Origin of the sequence: Streptococcus sp. 27098_8_82, from assembly GCF_041431615.1 — a bacterium.
Classification (GTDB): domain Bacteria; phylum Bacillota; class Bacilli; order Lactobacillales; family Streptococcaceae; genus Streptococcus; species Streptococcus sanguinis_K.
Genome location: NZ_JAPVYB010000003.1, coordinates 313,035 through 331,436, shown reverse-complemented (window position 1 = coordinate 331,436; position 18,402 = coordinate 313,035). Strand labels below are relative to the sequence as shown.

The 18,402-nt window shown below is 42.7% G+C and carries 14 protein-coding genes; 1 reads left to right on the top strand and 13 read right to left on the bottom strand.

Translation table 11 applies throughout. The annotated features are described in order from the left end of the window. Positions 1-107: 107 nt before the first annotated feature. The 7 genes from O3627_RS07765 to O3627_RS07735 form a co-directional block, all read right to left on the bottom strand. Positions 108-1,034: an ATP-binding cassette domain-containing protein gene (locus O3627_RS07765; protein ID WP_002922228.1), complete on the bottom strand. Its 927-nt coding sequence runs from the start codon at positions 1,032-1,034 to the stop codon at positions 108-110. Between the two features lie 10 nt (positions 1,035-1,044). Further along, complete coding sequence (locus tag O3627_RS07760; protein ID WP_002901221.1) at positions 1,045-2,112, bottom strand: ABC transporter ATP-binding protein; 1,068 nt, start codon at positions 2,110-2,112, stop codon at positions 1,045-1,047. Positions 2,113-2,120: 8 nt separating this feature from the next. Continuing rightward, entirely contained in the window at positions 2,121-3,047 is a 927-nt protein-coding gene (oppC, locus tag O3627_RS07755; RefSeq protein ID WP_002893621.1) for an oligopeptide ABC transporter permease OppC, read from the bottom strand. Then, positions 3,047-4,543, bottom strand: coding sequence for an ABC transporter permease (locus O3627_RS07750; RefSeq protein ID WP_002902452.1), 1,497 nt, complete (start codon positions 4,541-4,543; stop codon positions 3,047-3,049). The genes oppC and O3627_RS07750 overlap by 1 nt, the downstream gene beginning before the upstream one ends. A gap of 64 nt (positions 4,544-4,607) precedes the next feature. Then, positions 4,608-6,584: a peptide ABC transporter substrate-binding protein gene (locus O3627_RS07745; protein ID WP_111675347.1), complete on the bottom strand. Its 1,977-nt coding sequence runs from the start codon at positions 6,582-6,584 to the stop codon at positions 4,608-4,610. Positions 6,585-6,816: 232 nt separating this feature from the next. Next, positions 6,817-8,787: a peptide ABC transporter substrate-binding protein gene (locus O3627_RS07740; RefSeq protein ID WP_343092108.1), complete on the bottom strand. Its 1,971-nt coding sequence runs from the start codon at positions 8,785-8,787 to the stop codon at positions 6,817-6,819. A 175-nt stretch (positions 8,788-8,962) separates the two neighbouring features. Beyond that, positions 8,963-10,918, bottom strand: a complete 1,956-nt coding sequence (locus O3627_RS07735; protein ID WP_343092107.1) for a peptide ABC transporter substrate-binding protein — start codon at positions 10,916-10,918, stop codon at positions 8,963-8,965. Between the two features lie 292 nt (positions 10,919-11,210). Here O3627_RS07735 and pbp3 point away from each other — a divergent pair, with 292 nt between their 5' ends. Next, positions 11,211-12,479, top strand: coding sequence for a D-alanyl-D-alanine carboxypeptidase PBP3 (pbp3, locus tag O3627_RS07730; RefSeq protein ID WP_002925889.1), 1,269 nt, complete (start codon positions 11,211-11,213; stop codon positions 12,477-12,479). A gap of 61 nt (positions 12,480-12,540) precedes the next feature. Here pbp3 and O3627_RS07725 read toward each other — a convergent pair whose 3' ends face one another. The 6 genes from O3627_RS07725 to sufC form a co-directional block, all read right to left on the bottom strand. Then, on the bottom strand, positions 12,541-13,110 hold the full coding sequence (locus tag O3627_RS07725) for a hypothetical protein (protein ID WP_125382496.1): 570 nt from the start codon (positions 13,108-13,110) through the stop codon (positions 12,541-12,543). Positions 13,111-13,176: 66 nt separating this feature from the next. Next, entirely contained in the window at positions 13,177-14,589 is a 1,413-nt protein-coding gene (sufB, locus tag O3627_RS07720) for a Fe-S cluster assembly protein SufB (RefSeq protein ID WP_002893631.1), read from the bottom strand. Positions 14,590-14,606: 17 nt separating this feature from the next. Beyond that, the gene (gene sufU, locus O3627_RS07715; protein WP_002908076.1) at positions 14,607-15,044 is read right to left on the bottom strand and encodes a Fe-S cluster assembly sulfur transfer protein SufU; all 438 of its coding nucleotides are present in this window, start codon (positions 15,042-15,044) and stop codon (positions 14,607-14,609) included. Next, complete coding sequence (locus O3627_RS07710; protein WP_343092106.1) at positions 15,031-16,263, bottom strand: cysteine desulfurase; 1,233 nt, start codon at positions 16,261-16,263, stop codon at positions 15,031-15,033. The genes sufU and O3627_RS07710 overlap by 14 nt, the downstream gene beginning before the upstream one ends. Before the next feature lie 40 nt (positions 16,264-16,303). Next, positions 16,304-17,566 (bottom strand): Fe-S cluster assembly protein SufD, encoded by a 1,263-nt coding sequence (gene sufD / locus O3627_RS07705; RefSeq protein ID WP_343092105.1) that lies wholly within the window; start codon positions 17,564-17,566, stop codon positions 16,304-16,306. Between the two features lie 41 nt (positions 17,567-17,607). Next, on the bottom strand, positions 17,608-18,378 hold the full coding sequence (gene sufC, locus O3627_RS07700; protein WP_002893635.1) for a Fe-S cluster assembly ATPase SufC: 771 nt from the start codon (positions 18,376-18,378) through the stop codon (positions 17,608-17,610). Positions 18,379-18,402 lie beyond the last annotated feature (24 nt).

Below are 18,402 nucleotides of genomic sequence, written 5' to 3'. Positions count from 1 at the left end.
AATATTATTTTTAAATTGATGGATTGTTTTGCATACCTTTGAGGCTGGTAAATTGACCTACATTCTTTCTTTTAAAGGCGCAAAAAATGCCCTTTCGGACATTTTTTCTATTTTTGTTCTTGTTTATACTTTTCGAGTTCAGCTTTATTAGCCCAGACATAGTGTCCCGGACGAATCTCTGCCATTTCTGGTTTATCAACTGAATAATCGTGCTGTTCAGGATCATAGACCTTCAACACTTTTTTACGCTCCAAGATTGGGTCTGGTATTGGAACAGCCGAGAGCAAGGATTGTGTATAGGGGTGGACAGGATGGTTGAACAATTCCTCTGTCTCTGCCACTTCTACAATGACACCTTTGTAAATCACGGCGATACGATCAGAAATAAAACGAACTACCGAAAGGTCATGGGCAATAAACAGGTAGGTCAAGCCAAGCTCTTTTTGAAATTTTTTCAAAAGATTCAAAACCTGAGCCCGAACAGATACGTCCAAGGCAGAAATCGGCTCATCAGCAATAACGAAGTCTGGTTGCATGACCAAAGCACGAGCAATCCCGATCCGTTGACGCTGTCCACCAGAGAATTCGTGAGGATAGCGAGTTAAATGCTCAGCCAACAAGCCAACTTCATTGATGATATCTTTGACTTTTCTTTGACGGTCTTCTTCACTATCAAACAAATGGTAATTATAGAGACCCTCAGATATGATATAGTCAACCGTTGCACGTTCATTCAGACTGGCAGCCGGGTCTTGGAAAATCATCTGAATCTTGCGAATCAAGTCCGCTTCTTCTGCTTTTGACTTTTTACCATTAATCTTTTTGCCTTCATAGAAGATATCTCCTGCACTGGTATCATTAAGGCCGATAATAGCTCGACCAATAGTAGTCTTACCAGAGCCTGATTCTCCTACAAGAGAGAAAGTTTCTCCCTTGTTAATGAAGAAATTTGCGTTTTTTACTGCTACAAATTTCTTACTTCCTTCGCCGAAGGAAATTTCTAAATCTTTAATTTCAACTAATTTTTCAGTCATTTCCTTCCTCCTAAGCTTCTAATTGATTGAAGCCCATTTTCGAACGAATTTTTTCATGTAGGTTTTCGATAATCTCTGGTTTATCAACCTTAGGCGCATCTTCGTGCAGCAACCAAGTCTTAGCCCAATGAGTATCTGAGACCTTGAAAGCCGGTGCTTCTTCTTCAAAGTCAATTGACATGGCATAGTCAGAACGCAAAGCAAAGGCATCCCCTTTGATTGGTGAATAAAGTGACGGTGGAGTACCAGGAATCGAGTAGAGCGCACCATTCGCATCTGCCAACTGAGGTAAACTGGATAGCAAACTCCATGTATAAGGATGTTTTGGCTCGTAGAAGATTTCTTCAACTGTACCGTATTCTACAATTTCACCGGCATACATGACCGCAACCTTATCTGCAATACTAGCCACAACACCAAGGTCGTGCGTAATAAAGATGGTTGTGAAATGATATTCTTGCTGCAAGGATTTGAGCAAGTCAATGATCTGCGCTTGAATCGTTACATCAAGGGCCGTTGTCGGCTCATCACAGATAAGAATATCAGGACGGCAAGCCAAGGCAATAGCAATAACAATCCGCTGACGCATACCACCTGAGTATTGGAAAGGATATTCTTCGAAACGTTTTTCCGCATCTGGAATCCCGACCTTACTCATATAGTCAATGGCCATTTTTTTAGCTTCTTTAGCTGATTTCCCTTGGTGCTTGATTATGACTTCTGTAATTTGGCTTCCAATCGTATTAATGGGATCCAAGCTCGTCATCGGATCTTGGAAAATAGTCGCAATTTTTGCACCGCGAATTGGCTCCCAATCCTTATTACTACGAAGAGTTGTCAAATCTTTGCCGCGGTAGTCAATAGTTCCTTTGGCCACACGGCCATTTTCTTCTAACATACCAGTAAAGGTCTTGGTCAAGACAGACTTTCCTGAGCCTGATTCACCAACAATAGCCAGTACTTCACCTTCAATCAAGTCCAGAGAGACTCCGCGAATGGCTGTTAAAACTCGGTCGCGAACATCAAATTCCACGACAATATCGCGAGCAGTCAATATTACATTTTCATTCTTTGTCATATTTACTCCTATCTATGTGTACGTGGATCGCTGGCGTCGGCTAAGTTTTGACCAACTACGAAGAAGGTAAGAGATACCAAAATCAGAGTTGTGAGTGGAATCCAAAAGAGGTAGGCATTCGTCGTCACATTTTGAGAATAATCTGAAATCAGGCGTCCCAAACTTGGCACTGTTACAGGAAGACCTAATCCAAAGAAGGACAGAAAGGCTTCGTAAGAGATAAAGCTTGGCAACATCTGTGAAGTGGTAGTCACGATAACAGATACCAACTGCGGCATAATATTCTTCGTAACAATCTTTAGAGTCGGTGTACCAAGGGTACGAGAGGCAAGGTTGTATTCCAAATCCCGATAGCGCATAATCTGCACACGGATAGTGTAGGCAATACCGACCCAACCAGTAATCGTCATGGCAAAAATAAGATTCCAGAAACCAGCACCGATAGAGTAGGTCAAGACAATGACAATCAAGAGGGCTGGGATATTTGAAATGATATTGTAGATTTCCATCATGACACGGTCAACTGTTTTGGAAATTCCCCAGATACCGCCGATGATGACTCCGATGGCCAGATTAATAACCGTCGCAATAATCGAAATAAGAATAGAGTTACGAGCACCAAACCAAACACCATCAAAGAGAGACTTACCATTACTATCCGTTCCAAACCAGTATTGAGAACTTGGTTTGATGTAACGCATGCTAAAGTCGTTTACCTTGCTCACGTCATTAAAGTCGAAGTTTGAAAACATAGGATAAATGAAGCTCATGAGAATAATGGCAATCAGAATCCCCAGCATGGTAATGGTTGATTTCTTTTTCAGAAATTGACGCATGACTGATTTCCAGTAAGAATAGGCTGGAGCATCAATCGTTTCAGAGGCAAAATCGTCACGTTTGACAAATTGGAATTTGCTTTTATCAATTGTAGCCATTATTTACCTCCTTTTGATGTTAACTTAATACGTGGGTCCAGTACAGTCATCAGAATGTCACCCAGCAAGAGAGCAAAGATAGACAGACATGTGAAGATGAATACAAGACCAACAACCATAGAGTTATTGGATGCCTTAACAGAATCAATCAGCATCTTACCCATACCAGGAAAGGCAAAGACAGTTTCTGTCAGAGTCGCACCTGCAATAACACCAACGATAGAAGCTGGGATACTAGATACCAGCGGCACCATAGCGTTTTTAAAGATGTGCTTGTTAGAAATTTCTTTTTCAGAGAGTCCCTTAGCACGCGCAAAGCGGACAAAGTCCTGAGACTGCAAGTCAATCATATACCGGCGAATCCAAACAGCTGTCCAAGGAGCACTCAAAAGGCCTAGGATAACAGCTGGCAAGACATAAGAACGCCAATCTCCCGCTCCCAAGATTGGGAAGGAGTCTGGAAGACCGACAGCAGAGCCAGCCAAACGGACGATGTAGACCAAGGCGATGGTTGGCAGTGACATCATAAAGGTCAAGCCCGCTGTAGAAATGCTATCAAACCATGTGTTTTTGAGTCGAGCCATGTAAGAACCGAGTGGAATAGCAATCAGATAAGACAGAGCCACACCAATCAAACCGATAATGGCTGAGCTGGTAATCATGGATGGATTTTGATAGTTGCTTTGAGTCGCCGTATAGGCATCTCCCTTACCAAACTTAGCAATGTCCTGTGAATCGGCTTTGCTTGGCGTCTTATAGGTACGAGAATAGATATTTACAGACGATGTCTTTTTACCTGTTGGGAATTGAACTTCGGAAGACTTAGTTTGTCCTTGCCCTTGTGTAATAACCTGCAGAACAGGGATATTGGCATAGGTTGGATAAGAATTCCCTAAATTAAAGGTGATAAAGTTCTGGTGGACAAATGGGAACTGACCATTAAAGTAAAGCAAATATTTATGCTTGGTACCAGAACCCACAAGAGACCAGCCAACAGATGGATCATTTTCAAACCGGATATAACGCTCTAGGTTTGGATTTTCCTCATCTTGGATAACATTTGGATGGTCAATTTGAATCAAATTAGCATAGAACTCAAAGACACGTTCATACACAGGTACTTCACGTACAGCGTAGAATTCTCCGCTCAGTGGAAATTTCTGCAATTTCCAGCCATTACCGAGTTTATCAATATACTTCTGATAAATCTTCTCGTTTGCTTCAGTAGCTTCTGTGGTAACAGAAGAATCTTCCTTGCTGGCTTTCTCCTGCAGTTCCTTTGTATCATAATAGTCAATGTAGCCCATCCGCTCAAAGATAGTGTTTTCATAGTTAGTCTTTTTATCTTTATTGGTCGCTATCTTATTATAGTTAGGATCCTGCTTGAAAATCAACCTTCTTGGCACCATAGTATAGATAATGGCATAAGTCAGGGTCGTCACCAAGAAAATCGACACAATTGAGCGTAAGATACGCATAAAAATATATTTTTTCATTTATCGTTTCCTTTAAATTCCAAAAGAACTTTCTCCTCTATTAGAGAAAGTTCTCTTAGCAAGCTTATTTCACGTGGTCTGCTAATTCTTCTTGAGCTTTTTTATTAGATTCCGCACGTTCTTTATTCCATTTTTCCTGAGCGCTATTATAATCTTTTGTCGTTACAGGCTCATCCTGCAATTTCATGTATTTATAACTTGCTGCTTCACGCGCCTTAGCACCAGACCAAGCAAACGGTGCTGAGAAAGGCACTACCTTAGTCAAGGTTGGACGACCTGTTCTAGAAGTTACCGGAATCAACAAAGCACTATCAGTCAGCCAAGCCTGAGCAGCCGCATATTTTTCATAACGCTTGTTCAAATCTTGCTTTTCTGCACCAGCTTCGTCAACCAGCTTGGTATATTCATCCAAACCAACTTGTTTCGCTGCGGCATTATCTGTGCCATCAAATCCTAAGAAGGTCTTGGTGTTTTCACCACCAGGTTTGATAACATCAAGATAGGTAGATGGATCTTGATAGTCCGGAGACCAGCCGACATTATCTGAAATATCCCAGTCCTCTTCAGCAGCAGAAGGAGCAAACAAGGTAATGTTAGTCACTTCATCCTTAGACAATTGGTGAACATCAATCACAACATTATCTGTTCCCAAAGTCTTCTCAATGGATTGCTTGAGGGATTGAACGCGCTGTACTTTAGAAGTAGCTGTTTGATCAACCGGAATGTCCAGATGAATTGGGAATTCCACTCCATCAGCTTTCAAAGCTTCTTTTGCTTTAGCGAATTCAGCCTTTGCTTTGTTCTCGTTATAGAGACCATCTTGACCATCTGAGAAGTCAACGTCTTTCCATTCGTCGCCATAAGTTACTACTTTTTCCTTAACTAAGTCACCGAAGGACTTGTCACCAGCCTGCACAAATGTAGGTGGGATGTAAAGGTTACGAAGAAGTTTGTCTGCTCCGTCCTTACCATTAATCTGAGATGCATAGGACTCACGATTGAAGGCAAAGGTCAAAGCCTGACGGAAGTCCTTGTTAAGCAAGGCTTTCTTAGTTGAAGTCTTTTGAACTTCTGATGTCTTAGCCGTATGATTATAAGACTGGCGATCAATGTTAGTACCTACTAAGAAAGTTGAGGCATCTTGAGGTGTATAGACGATATTATCTTTAAAGTCTTTTTCAACCTTTTCATAAGTCGCACTAGTTGGGAAAAGTCTGGCTGTTGTCAATGCGCCTTGGCTGAACTGCTCAGCAGGTTTTCCTTGATCTTGTCCATCATAGAAAGAGAGTTTAACTGCATCTACGTGAACATTTTCTTTGTCCCAATAATTAGGATTCTTCTCAAATTGGATTTCAGATTTTGAAGTCAATGATTTGAGCAAGAAAGGTCCGTTGTAAAGCAAGCTTGTTGGATCAGTTGCTTGAGCGAACTTATCACCTTGGTTTTCCAAAAAGTCTTTGTTTACTGGGTAGAGAATTCCCATTGTAGTCTTAGAGTTCCAGAAACTTTCTGGCTCATTAAGAGTATACTCAACGGTATGATCATCAACTGCTTTGATTCCTACTTCTGAGAAATCAATCTTCCCAGAAATATAGTCCTTAAGCCCTTTTACAGAATCCTGAACCAAGTAGATTGTTTCAGATTTATTGTCTGCCGCATACTTAAGACCTGTGACAAAGTCTTCTGCTGTCACATCTGCGTACTCTTCACCTTCAGAAGTATACCACTTAGCATCTTTGCGAAGCTTGTATGTATAGGTCTTCCCATCTGGTGATACAGTCCATTCCTCTGCCATTGAAGGAACTAAGTTTCCATATTGGTCGTTTTCTAAAAGACCGTCAATGACATTTGCTGTCAAGTCTGTTGTAGCAGCTTTACTTGAAGTGAGATAGTTCAAGTTTTCAGGATCTGTCTCGTAGATATAATTAAAGGTGTTAGAACTGCCTGATTTTGTGTTTGGCTTAGAGCCTGAGCAAGCTGCAAGAAAGCCAGCCGCAAGAAGAGTTACTCCTGCTAACGCAAGGACTTTGCTTTGTTTCATATGGGTTTCTCCATCTTTTAGATTTTTAGATTTAATTAAGATTATAGCATAGATAGTACTAAAAGTAAAATAAATTTTCAGAATATTAAGTTAGCTCACTAACACCCTCAGATGTTTATGTAATCAGACTTCCTGCATGTCTGTCATCTAGGATTAGACAACATTAGCCTCGCCCATTCCGCCTCTAAAATCATCAAAAATCCCACTGTAGCTACAATGGGATTTTCTTTCTTTATTTAATATGTTCTGCGAGTTCTGCTTGAGCTTTTTTATTGGATTCTTCCTTTTCTTTTGCCCATTTTTCACGCGCTTTTTCATATTCTTTAGTCGTTATTGGTTTATCTTGGATTTCAACATATTTAAAGCTGTATTCACCCTTGTTTCCAGTCCAAGCAAATGGTCCTGAGAACGGAACAACCTTACGGACACTTGGTGTTGCACCAGATGACCATGCCGGCATCAACAGGGCACTGTCTGTCAGCCAAGCTTGAGCTGCTGCATATTTTTCGTAACGTTTGTTAATATCCTCGTTTTCTGAAGCAGCGTCTTCCAAGAGTTTATCATACTCTTCAAAACCAGCCTCTTTAGCTGCCGCATTGTCTGTACCAGGATCAAATCCAAAGTAGCCGTCAACATTCTCACCAGTCTTAGAGCCAGTGATTTCCAAATAAGAAGATGGATCGTTATAATCTGGGCTCCAGCCAAGATTATTATTCAAGTCCCAGTCTTCTTGAGATGCCGAGGTCGCAAAGTAGGTGATGTTATTCAACTCATCATCTGTCATCTGCTGAATATCAATCACTACATTGTCAGAGCCAAGGTTGGCTTCAATAGACTGCTTCAGTGACTGAACACTCTTAACGCCATTGGTATCTGCTGAGCTAACCGGAATATCCAGATGGATTGGGAATTCCACTCCTTCTGCCTGCAGCGCTTCTTTAGCTTTGGCAAATTCTGCCTTAGCTTTTTCTGGGTTATAAAGACCATCCTGAGCGTCGTCTAATTTGACTCCCTTCCACTCATCACCATAGCTAGCCAGATTTTCTTCTACAATGCTGCCGAACTCTTTACCATTAGCTTGAACAAAGGTTGGCGGAACAAAGGTATTACGAAGTTGCTTGTCTGCTGCCTCTTCGCCATTGGTTTGTGCAGAATAGGCAGTACGGTCAAAGGCAAAAAGCAGAGCCTGACGGAAATCTTTATTGAGCAGTGCTTTCTTAGTGGAAGATTTCTGTGCATCCGTTGTCTTGGAGGTATGCTCGTAAGACTGACGGTCAATATTAGTTGTAACGACGAAGGTTCCTGAACCTTGAGGCGTGTAGACGATATTATCGCCATACTGTTTCTTCACACTGGCAAAGTTGGAGCTATTTGGGAAAAGACGAGCAATGGTGTAGTTACCGTCAGAGAAGCCACGCACCAGAGATTCTGTATCTTGACCATCATAGTAAGAGAATTTGACAGTGTCAATTTTTACCTTTTCCTTATCCCAATAGTTTGGATTCTTCTCTAAGCTAATTTGAGATTTCGAAGTGATAGATTTCAAGATAAACGGACCGTTATAGAGGACACTGGTCGGATCCGTTCCCTGAGCAAACTTGTCACCTTTTGATTTCAGGAATTCTTCGTTAATTGGGAAAAGAATCCCCATGGTTGTCTTAGAATTCCAGAAACTTTCTGGCTGATTCAAAGTATACTGAACAGTAGAATCATCCACCGCCTTAACACCAACTTGGGAGAAGTCAGTTATTTTACCATTGACATAGTCGTCCAAGCCTTTAATAGATTTTTGAACGATATAGAGACCATCAGACTTGCTGTCAGCAGCATGCTTTAGACTGGTCACAAAGTCCTTAGCAGTCACATCTGCATACTCTTCACCATCAGAAGTATACCATTTCACTCCCTCACGAAGCTTATAAGTATAGGTCAGACCATCCTTTGAAACGGTCCAATCTTCCGCTAGAGAAGGCACTAAGTTACCATACTTATCGCTTTCTAGCAAACCATCCACTACATTAGCCATAATCTCATTGGTTGCCCGTTTATTGGACACTGTGTAATCCAGCGTATCTGGATCTGCGGTATAAACATAGCTATAGTTTTTCCCAGATGAATTGGAGCCACCAAACGAACAGGCAGCCAAAATTCCTGCAGAGAGAATGACAAGCCCAGTCGCAGCAGCTAACTTAGATGTTTTCATAAACTTCCTCCAGTTTTCATTAAGATTACTTTCATTATAGCACTTCTGCGACAGGATGTAAACGCTTCAATGCAATGGAGGCCGATATAAAAAAAGAGAGAACAAAAATGTTCTCTCAACTAAATAACTTAATTCAGGACAGCCACAATGAGACAAACTTTTGCTGTTCAAAACCTTATTTGATATGTTTTTCTAGCCCTTCTTGGGCTTTTTTATTGGATGCTTCCTTTTCTTTTTCCCATTTCTTAAGAGCTGCTTCATAATCTTTGGCTGTCACAATATCATTTTGGAGCTCCATGTTCTTAAAGACATAGGCATCTCCTTTAATTCCGACATAAGAGTAAGACTTGGTAAATGGCACAACCTTCTGAACGACTGGTGAACCACCACCAGAAACACTAGGAATAACAATGGAGCTATCCGTCAACCAAGCCTGAGCTGCTGCGTACTTGGTGTAACGAGCATCTGTATCTTGTTTTTCTTGATCAGCTTCATCCAGCAAAGCCTTGTATTCATTCAAGCCAACCTTATTTGCCACATCAGCATTTTTCCCTTTTTCTATACCAATATTATCTGCAGCATCACCTGTTTCAGGGTTAAAGATATTCAGATAAGTTGATGGATCTTGGTAGTCTGCTGACCAGCCAGACATGTTGAGATCGTAGTCTTTCTGAGCTGCTGTTTCTGCAAAGTAGGCAGAGTTATCAAAGTCATCTGTAGACATTTGCTGAACATCAATGACGACATTGTCCTGACCGAGTGCTGCTTCAACAGACTGTTTGAAAGAGTTAGTCCGCTGCACTAAGACTTTGTCAGTCTGATCCACAGGGATATCGATATGAATCGGGAATTCAACACCTTCTGCTTGCAAGGCTTCCTTAGCCTTAGCAAACTCAGCCTTGGCCTTGTCAGCATTGTAGATGCTGTCTTGGGCATCTGTCAGTTTGACACCGCTCCACTCATCACCGTATGTAGGAAGTTTGCTCTCTACTACATCTGAAAAGTCTTTGCCATCAACCTGCACGAAGCTAGGAGGAACAAGTAAGCTACGGATGAGTTTAGTCGCCCCATCTTTACCATTCATCTGAGCTCCAAAAGATGTCCGGTCAAAGGCAAAGTTGATTGCCTGACGGAAGTCTTTATTTTGAATAGCCGCTGTAGTTGATGCCTTTTGAGCATCTGATGTCTTAGACGAATGATTATAAGTCTTACGATTCAGATTGAAAGCAAAATAGAAACTAGTTGAATTCTGCGGTGAGAAGATAATATTATCTTTGTATTGCTTTTCTACAGAAGCGTAGTTAGAGCTCGTAGGGTAAAGCCGTGCTTGAGAATAAGCCCCGTCTGAGAAGTTGCGGATCAAGGATTCCTGATCCGAACCATCAAAATAAGTCAGTTTTATATTTTCAACCTTGACATTGTCCTTATCCCAATAGTTCAGGTTTTTAGCATATTCAATGACAGACTTAGAAGTGAATGCTTTCAGAACATAAGGGCCATTATAAAGAATAGAGGAAGGTTTTACGGTCCCAAAATCTTTGCCTTGTGACTTTAAGAAATCCTCATTGATTGGGAACAGAATCCCCATAGTAGTTTTAGAGTTCCAATAACTTTCTGGCTGGTTAAGAGTATACTCAACCGTATAGTCATCGACAGCCTTGACACCGACGGTTGAAAAGTCATTTGACTCACCCTTGACATAGGCATCCAAGCCTTTGATAGAGCTTTGGACGATTGGAAGAGCTTCTGATTTTTCATCTGCCGCATGCTTCAAACCAGTGACAAAGTCTTGAGCTTTAACCTCTGAGTATTCTTCACCGTCTGATGTATACCATTTAGCATCTTTGCGAAGCTTATAGGTATAGGTCAGACCGTCCTTTGAAACAGTCCAGTCTTCCGCAATAGATGGAACCAGATTGCCATATTCATCATTTTCTAAAAGGCCATCCACCAAGTTTGCAATAACATCAGAAGTAGTAGCTCGATTTGAATTGACATAGTCCAAAGTATCAGGGTCATTCGAATAGACATAAGAATAGGTATTGCTTGCGTTGGAATTTCCACAAGCAGCTAAGATTAGTGTTGACACGACTGTTAGTCCAGCAATGGCCAACCATTTTGATTTTTTCATGAGCATTCTCCTTCTCAATTTATATTGTATTATTATACAATATTTTTTTATAAAAACAAACGCTTTATGTAAAAAAATAATAATTTTCTATTTTTCAGTCCGTTTAACTGTGTTTTTTCAAATATTTTTCTATTTTGTGAGATTTTGTGAAAGATGCTTTTATAAAAAATCTTTTAAAAGAGATTGCTCTACTTTTCTTTACATTTATTTTGTAATCTTTTATTATCCTTGATTTATAAAAGAAAAGAGAATTTTATGATACAATGGTTATATCTTGTTTTAGGGGAAAGAAATGAAACGATTATTCCTATGTTTACTAGTTTTGGTCGGAATGACCGCCAGCAAGGTTGCAGCAGATGATTTCAACATTGCCGCTAAGAGTGCAATGGCTGTGGACGCTACTTCTGGAAAGATTCTCTACGAAAAAGATGCTAATACTCCAATCGAAGTCGGCTCCATCACCAATCTTTTGACCGTCTATCTGGTCTATGAAGCCATTGACAGAGGAGACCTGACTGCCGATACCTATGTTGATATCTCAGACTACGCCTACAATCTAACATCTAATCCAAATATCAGCAATGTCCCTTTGGAAGCCAAACGTTACAAAGTCAAAGACTTGATTGCCGCTTCCTTGATGTCCAGCTCCAACAGTGCCACGATTGCCTTGGCTGAGAAGGTTGGAGGCAGCGAAGAAAATTTCGTCGAAATGATGAAGGCTAAGCTTAAAGAATGGGGAATCAAAGATGCTACTATTGTGAACTCCACAGGGCTGAATACTCTTCTTCTAGAATACGCAACTGAAGAAACAGAGTATAGCGCCTCAGCTAGCACATCTAAAAAAAGCAAGGACACTGAAAATAAATTCAGTGCCTACGACTTGGCTGTTATCAGCCGGCATCTGATTATGGACTTCCCTCAAGTGACAGACATCACTTCCAAGTCCACAGCTAAAATTGCAGGGACGAGTCTGGAAAATTATAACTTCATGTTGGAAAACCAGTCCAACTTCCGCTCAGGTGTAGACGGACTCAAAGCCGGCAGTTCGGATAAGGGTGGCTCTTCCTTTGTTGCGACGACTACTGAAAATGGCATCCGCATGATTACAGTTGTGCTGGACGTTGAGCAAACTGACGGCGACCCCTACGCACGCTTTGTAGCCACAGCGTCTTTAATGAACTATGTTTCGCAAAACTTCACCCAGACGACTATTGTGGCTGAGGGGGAGGCCTACAATAAAAGCAAGTCAACCGTTATTGACGGCAAGCAAAAGACCGTTCCAGCCGTTGCCAGAAAGGATTTCACCATCATTGAGCGCATCGCCAATCAGGCTGAGCACAAGGTGGAATTTTCCACCAACGAAAAAGGCTTCCAAGCTCCGCTGAAAAAAAATACTGAGCTCGGAACCTTGACCTATACCGACCCTGAGCCAATCGGCCAAGGTTATCTGGAAAACAAAGCGCCTTCTGTCACGATGGTGGCAGGCCAAGAGGTAGAAAAAAGTATCTTCTTCAAGGTCTGGTGGAATGACTTTGTCCGCTATGTTAACGAGAAATTATAAAAACAACCGCGAATCAAATGATTCGCGGTTGTTTTATATGTTTTGATTAAGAAGAAAACAATTAAATTTCGAAGTAGGGCAAAGCACTATCACTGTCTAACGGATGTGTTGGAATTGCCTCTTCCAAGACAGCCCACCAACCAGCTGCTAATTCTTGAAAAGTGAGACTCGATTCTGGTGAAACAGTCATAATCTTACGACCAAACCAAGCCATCGTTTGAGTTTCAAACTGAAGCATAGCATAATCAATTAAAGGAACACCTGCATCTTTATACTCAGAATTAACCGCACGCGCTACTTCTGGCGCTTGAGGAATAAGCTGATTCTCAAGCTTTTTCAGTACATCCGAATCCATTTCTCTCCACGATATTAGTTTCCCATCAACTTGATAATATAGTTCGAATGTTTCCTGTCCCTGTTTAAAATTAACAAGAACAAAAGCACGCTCCACCTTATCGGGTCCACCCGCTGCCTTAACAGCATTTATCAAAATATTTTGTTCCATTTGAAACCAGTAGTTGTCCGCCTCTTCTTCAAGAATAGGAGCAAAGGATTGGTTCAATTCCTCTATCATCGCCTCCCCCTTATTAACTTCTTCTACCTTACCAAATAAACGGTTTAAAAACCCCATTCTAACCTCCAGATAAGCCAATGTTTTCTTTCATTACTAAAATCAACCAAACACTATTAGCTCTTTTTACCCAACTGATCCTTCCATTTCATAGCTGATAAGGCGGTTAAGCTCAACAGCATACTCCATAGGCAGTTCTTTAGTAAATGGCTCGACAAAGCCCATGACAATCATTTCGGTGGCTTCGGATTCGGACAAGCCACGGCTCATGAGATAGTAGAGCTGCTCTTCGGAAATCTTAGAAACCTTGGCCTCATGCTCCAGAGCCACCTGAGAGTTATGAATTTCATTAAAGGGAATGGTATCTGATGCCGAAATATCATCCATGATAATCGTATCACACTCAATATGGCTGACAGATTTCTGTGAATTCTTTCCAAAGGTCACTTGACCGCGGTAATCCACTTTACCTCCGCCCTTAGCAATAGACTTAGACACGATAGATGAGCTGGTATGCGGAGCATTGTGAATCATCTTAGCCCCTGTATCTTGGTGCTGATTGGTATTGGCAAAGGCAATGGAAAGCATAGTTCCACGCGCTCCAGGTCCATCCAGATAGACAGACGGATATTTCATAGTCGTTTTCGCACCGAGGTTCCCGTCAATCCACTCAACTGTCGCATCTTTCATAGCCCGCGCCCGCTTGGTCACGAGGTTGTATACATTATCGGACCAGTTTTGAATAGTGGTGTAGCGCATATAGGCCCCATCGAGGGCAAAAATTTCAACAATCGCAGCATGCAAGCTATTGCTGGAATAAGTCGGAGCAGTACATCCTTCTACATAATGGACGCTAGCACCCTCATCAACGATAATCAAAGTCCGCTCAAACTGACCCGAATTTTCATTGTTAATCCGGAAATAAGTCTGCAAAGGAACATCTACCTTGACACCTTTTGGAACATATATGAAGGTACCACCTGACCAGACGGCGGAGTTGAGAGCTGCTAGCTTGTTATCTGTCGGAGGAACCAGCTTAGCAAAATACTGCTTGAAGAGCTCTGGATATTCCTTTAGAGCTGAGTCGGTATCCGTGAAAACGATTCCTAGCTTTTGGAACTCTTCCTTCATATTGTGGTAGACCACTTCTGATTCATACTGGGCCGCCGCACCAGCGAGATAAGCTCTCTCTGCTTCTGGGATCCCAATCTTCTCAAAGGTTTCCTTAATCTTCTCAGGCACTTCATCCCAGCTTCTAGCAGGCTTATCAGAAGCCTTTTGGTAATAAATCAAGTCATCAAAATTAATTTCTGACAAATCCGGCCCCCAAGTCTGCATCGGCATCTTCTTGAAAGCCTCGTAGGATTTGAGGCGGAAATCCAGCATCCACTCTGGTTCATCCTTGGCTGCAGAAAGCTCACGAATGACCGCTTCATTCAGCCCTTTCCCTGTCGAGAGAACAGGTTCAACATCGTCATGGAAACCAAACTTGTATTCACCGAGATCAATCGGTTTTGGTTCTACTCTTTCTTCTGACATAATTTCCTTTCACATTCTTACTTTTTATCTTCTTCAATTGCTCGCTTGAGGGCATTCCAACCCAAGGTCGCACACTTAATTCGCTGCGGGAATTTGGCAACGCCTGCTAAAAAGGCTCCATCTCCCAATTCTTTCTGGCGACTGTCTTCTTGACCCTGAACCATCTGCGAGAAAACTTCTGCTAATTCCAGCGCCTGCTCTTTTGTCTTGCCCAGAACCGCATCTGTCATCATGCTGGCTGAAGCCGTTGAAATGGTACAGCCGGAATTCACAAAAGCAATATCCTCAATCTTATCTTCCGCATTAAACTTCACAGACAGGCTGATAACATCGCCACAGGTCGGATTATTGAGAACTACTTGCTCCACATCTTCCAGTTTCCCATGATGATGGGGGTGAGCCGAGTGGTCGGTCACAACCGCCTTGTAAAGACTGTCTAACTTAGAAAGCGCCATTGAAAAACTCCTTTGTCTTTTCTAAAGCATCTACCAGCTTGTCACAATCTGCATAGGTATTATAGATATAAAAGCTAGCACGCACAGTCGCTGGCACCTGTAGATAGGTGAGCAAAGGCTGGGCACAATGGTGACCCGCCCGAACAGCCACTCCTTCGTAGTCCAGAGCTGTCGCGACATCATGCGGATGGAGACCATCCAGGTTAAAGGCAATCACGCCCGAACGCTGGGCCAAATCCTGAGAGCCATAAATGGTCAAGCCTTCCACAGCCTGCAACTTAGGAAATACATAGGCAATCAGGTCCTGCTCATGCTGAGCAATGGCATCCATGCCCAATTCTTCCAAATATTCAATGGCCGCCGCAAGACCGATTGCTCCTGCCATATTTGGAGTGCCGGCCTCAAACTTCCACGGAAGCTCCTTCCAGGTCGCTTCCTGCTCATAGACAAAATCAATCATTTCGCCGCCGAACTCGACTGGCGACATCTGCTCTAGCAGCTCTTCCTTGCCATAGAGAACCCCGATACCAGTCGGGCCTGCCATCTTATGCCCCGAAAAGGCGAAGAAGTCTACATCCAAATCCTGCACATCAATCCTCATGTGCGGAATGGATTGAGCCCCGTCCACCACCAAAAATGCTCCTTGCTGATGAACCAGCTGGGCAATCTCCTTGATGGGATTGATGACACCGAGGACATTAGAAGCATGAGCCAGAGAGACCAACTTGGTCCGCTCATTGAGCTTGGCACGGAAATCCTCCATATCCAGAGCACCATCCTTGAGATAGACATAGACTAACTTGGCTCCGGTCTTCCTACAAGCCTCCTGCCAGGGAATGACATTGGAATGGTGCTCCATGATAGAAATCATCACTTCATCACCAGGCTGCAGCCTTTCAGCTGCAAACTGAGCCACCCAATTGAGACTCGTCGTGGTTCCTCGTGTAAAGAGAACCTCTCTGCTAGAAGCCGCATTGATAAAAGAACGAACTCTTTCCCTGGCTGCTTCATAAGCTGCTGTCGCCCGCTCAGCTAGCGTATGCACACCGCGGTGGACATTGGCATTGTCTCTAAAATAGTAGTCTTCGATAGCCGTCAGCACCTGCTTGGGTTTCTGAGTTGTCGCCGCATTGTCCAAATAAACCAAAGGCTCATCATTGACAATTTGGTCCAAAATGGGAAAATCTTGCTTGATTGCTTCTGCATTAAACATGGACATGAAGACTCCTATCTACTTATACGGGACAAGGCCCAGCTTTTTATCTTTTTGCGAGAATAATATCGATATTTTCAATCATTTCATCACGAACTTCTTTAACAGGGATTTCCACAATCACTGAGCCCAAGAAGCCACGCACGACCAAGCGCTCTGCTGTCGCCTTATCAAGACCCCGACTCATGAGGTAGTACATATCTTCTGGATCCACCTGACCGATAGAAGCCGCGTGACCAGCTGTCACATCATTTTCATCAATCAAAAGGATGGGATTAGCATCTGAGCGCGCTTGGTCAGACAGCATGAGAACCCGGCTTTCCTGCTGGGCATCTGCTCCCTTAGCCCCTTTGATAATATGTCCGATACCATTGAAGGTCAAGGTTCCTTTTTCCAGGATAACCCCGTGCTGCAGGATATTTCCGATAGAGTTGCAGCCATAGTTAGTTACGCGGGTATCAATCCCCTGAACCTGCTTACCGCTTGAGAGAGCCACCACTTTCATATCCGCATGGCTACCCTTGCCATAGAGGTCACTATCAAAGTCAGCCACGACATTGCCTTCGTTCATAACGCCAATAGCCCAATCAATCATAGCATCGTTGTCCAGCTTACCGCGACGGCTGATATAAGCTGTGACATTTTCGCCCAAGCGGTCAATTGCTGAAAACTTAATCTGAGCTCCAGCCTGAGCAATAACTTCGACAGTGATATTAGCTGTTACGGGAACAGAGCCCTCACCGTAAGTTTCCAAGCGTTCCAAGTAGTTAACCTTGGAATGCTTGCCTGCGATAATCAAAATATGCTTGTTAAAAGGAACATCGCTTTCGCTATCCTGATAAAAAATTCCTTCAATCGGCTGGTCAATCTCAACATTGTCCGGTACATAAAGAACTGCTCCGCTGTTGAAATAGGCAGTGTGGTAAGCCGCCAATTTGTCCTCGTCATACTTGACAGCAGACATAAAATGCTTCTCTACCAGCTCTGGAATTTCTTCCAAAGCTGTGTGAAAATCAGTAAAAATCACGCCTTGCGCAGCTAAATCAGCCGGCAATTGCTCCAGAACAGTCTGAGTTCCCAACTGAACAAGCTTGAGATTGTCATCTAAAGCTGTAAAGTCTGGAACACTTGTCAGCGGCTCACTCTCTGAAATACGGCCGTCTCCCAGATTCCAGCGATGAAATTTAACCCGCTCAATACGCGGCAATTCTAACTGGTCAATTTTATCAAAGGCCTGCTGGCGCAGTTGAAAGAGCCAATCTGGCTCTGCATGTAGCTGTGAAAATTCTTGAATCAATTCTTTAGTCATGTCATTCTCCTATCTTTTATAAAAGTCAAAAGAATGTTTGACTAGGCTTCTTCGGTATAGGTGAAGCCCAACTCTTCAGCCAATTTAGCATAGCCTTCTTTCTCCAAGCGGACTGCCAATTCAGGACCGCCAGAAAGAACGACTTTACCATCCATCATGACATGAACCACATCTGGAGTGATATAGTTGAGCAGGCGTTGGTAGTGAGTGATAATCATAGCACCAAAGCCCTCACCGCGCATAGCATTAACCCCTTTGGACACAACCTTAAGAGCATCGATATCCAGTCCCGAGTCAATCTCATCCAAGAGCGCAAAAGTCGGCTCAAGCATGAGCAACTGCAGGATTTCGTTACGCTTCTTTTCACCACCGGAGAAACCTTCATTGAGGTAGCGCTCAGCCATTTCTTCTTTCATGTTGAGCAGTTCCATCTTTTCATCCAGCTTCATGATAAAGTCGCGGACAGAGATTTTTTCCTCATCTTCTTTGCCAGCATTCATAGCTGCACGTAGAAACTCTGCATTAGTAATACCAGGAATTTCACTAGGGTACTGCATAGCCAGGAAGAGTCCCATGCGAGCACGCTCATCCACTTCCAATTCTAAGATATTGACTCCATCAAAAAGCACTTCTCCTTGAGTCACTTCGTAGTTAGGATTGCCCATAATTGCTGCAGACAAGGTGGACTTCCCTGTTCCATTTGGGCCCATAATAGCTGCGACCTCTCCCGTTTTCAGAGTGAGATTCACCCCTTTGAGAATTTTTTTCCCTTCGATTTCAACATGAAGATCTTTAATTTCTAAGACAGACATTTCTTTTTCCTTTCTTTGCTTAGC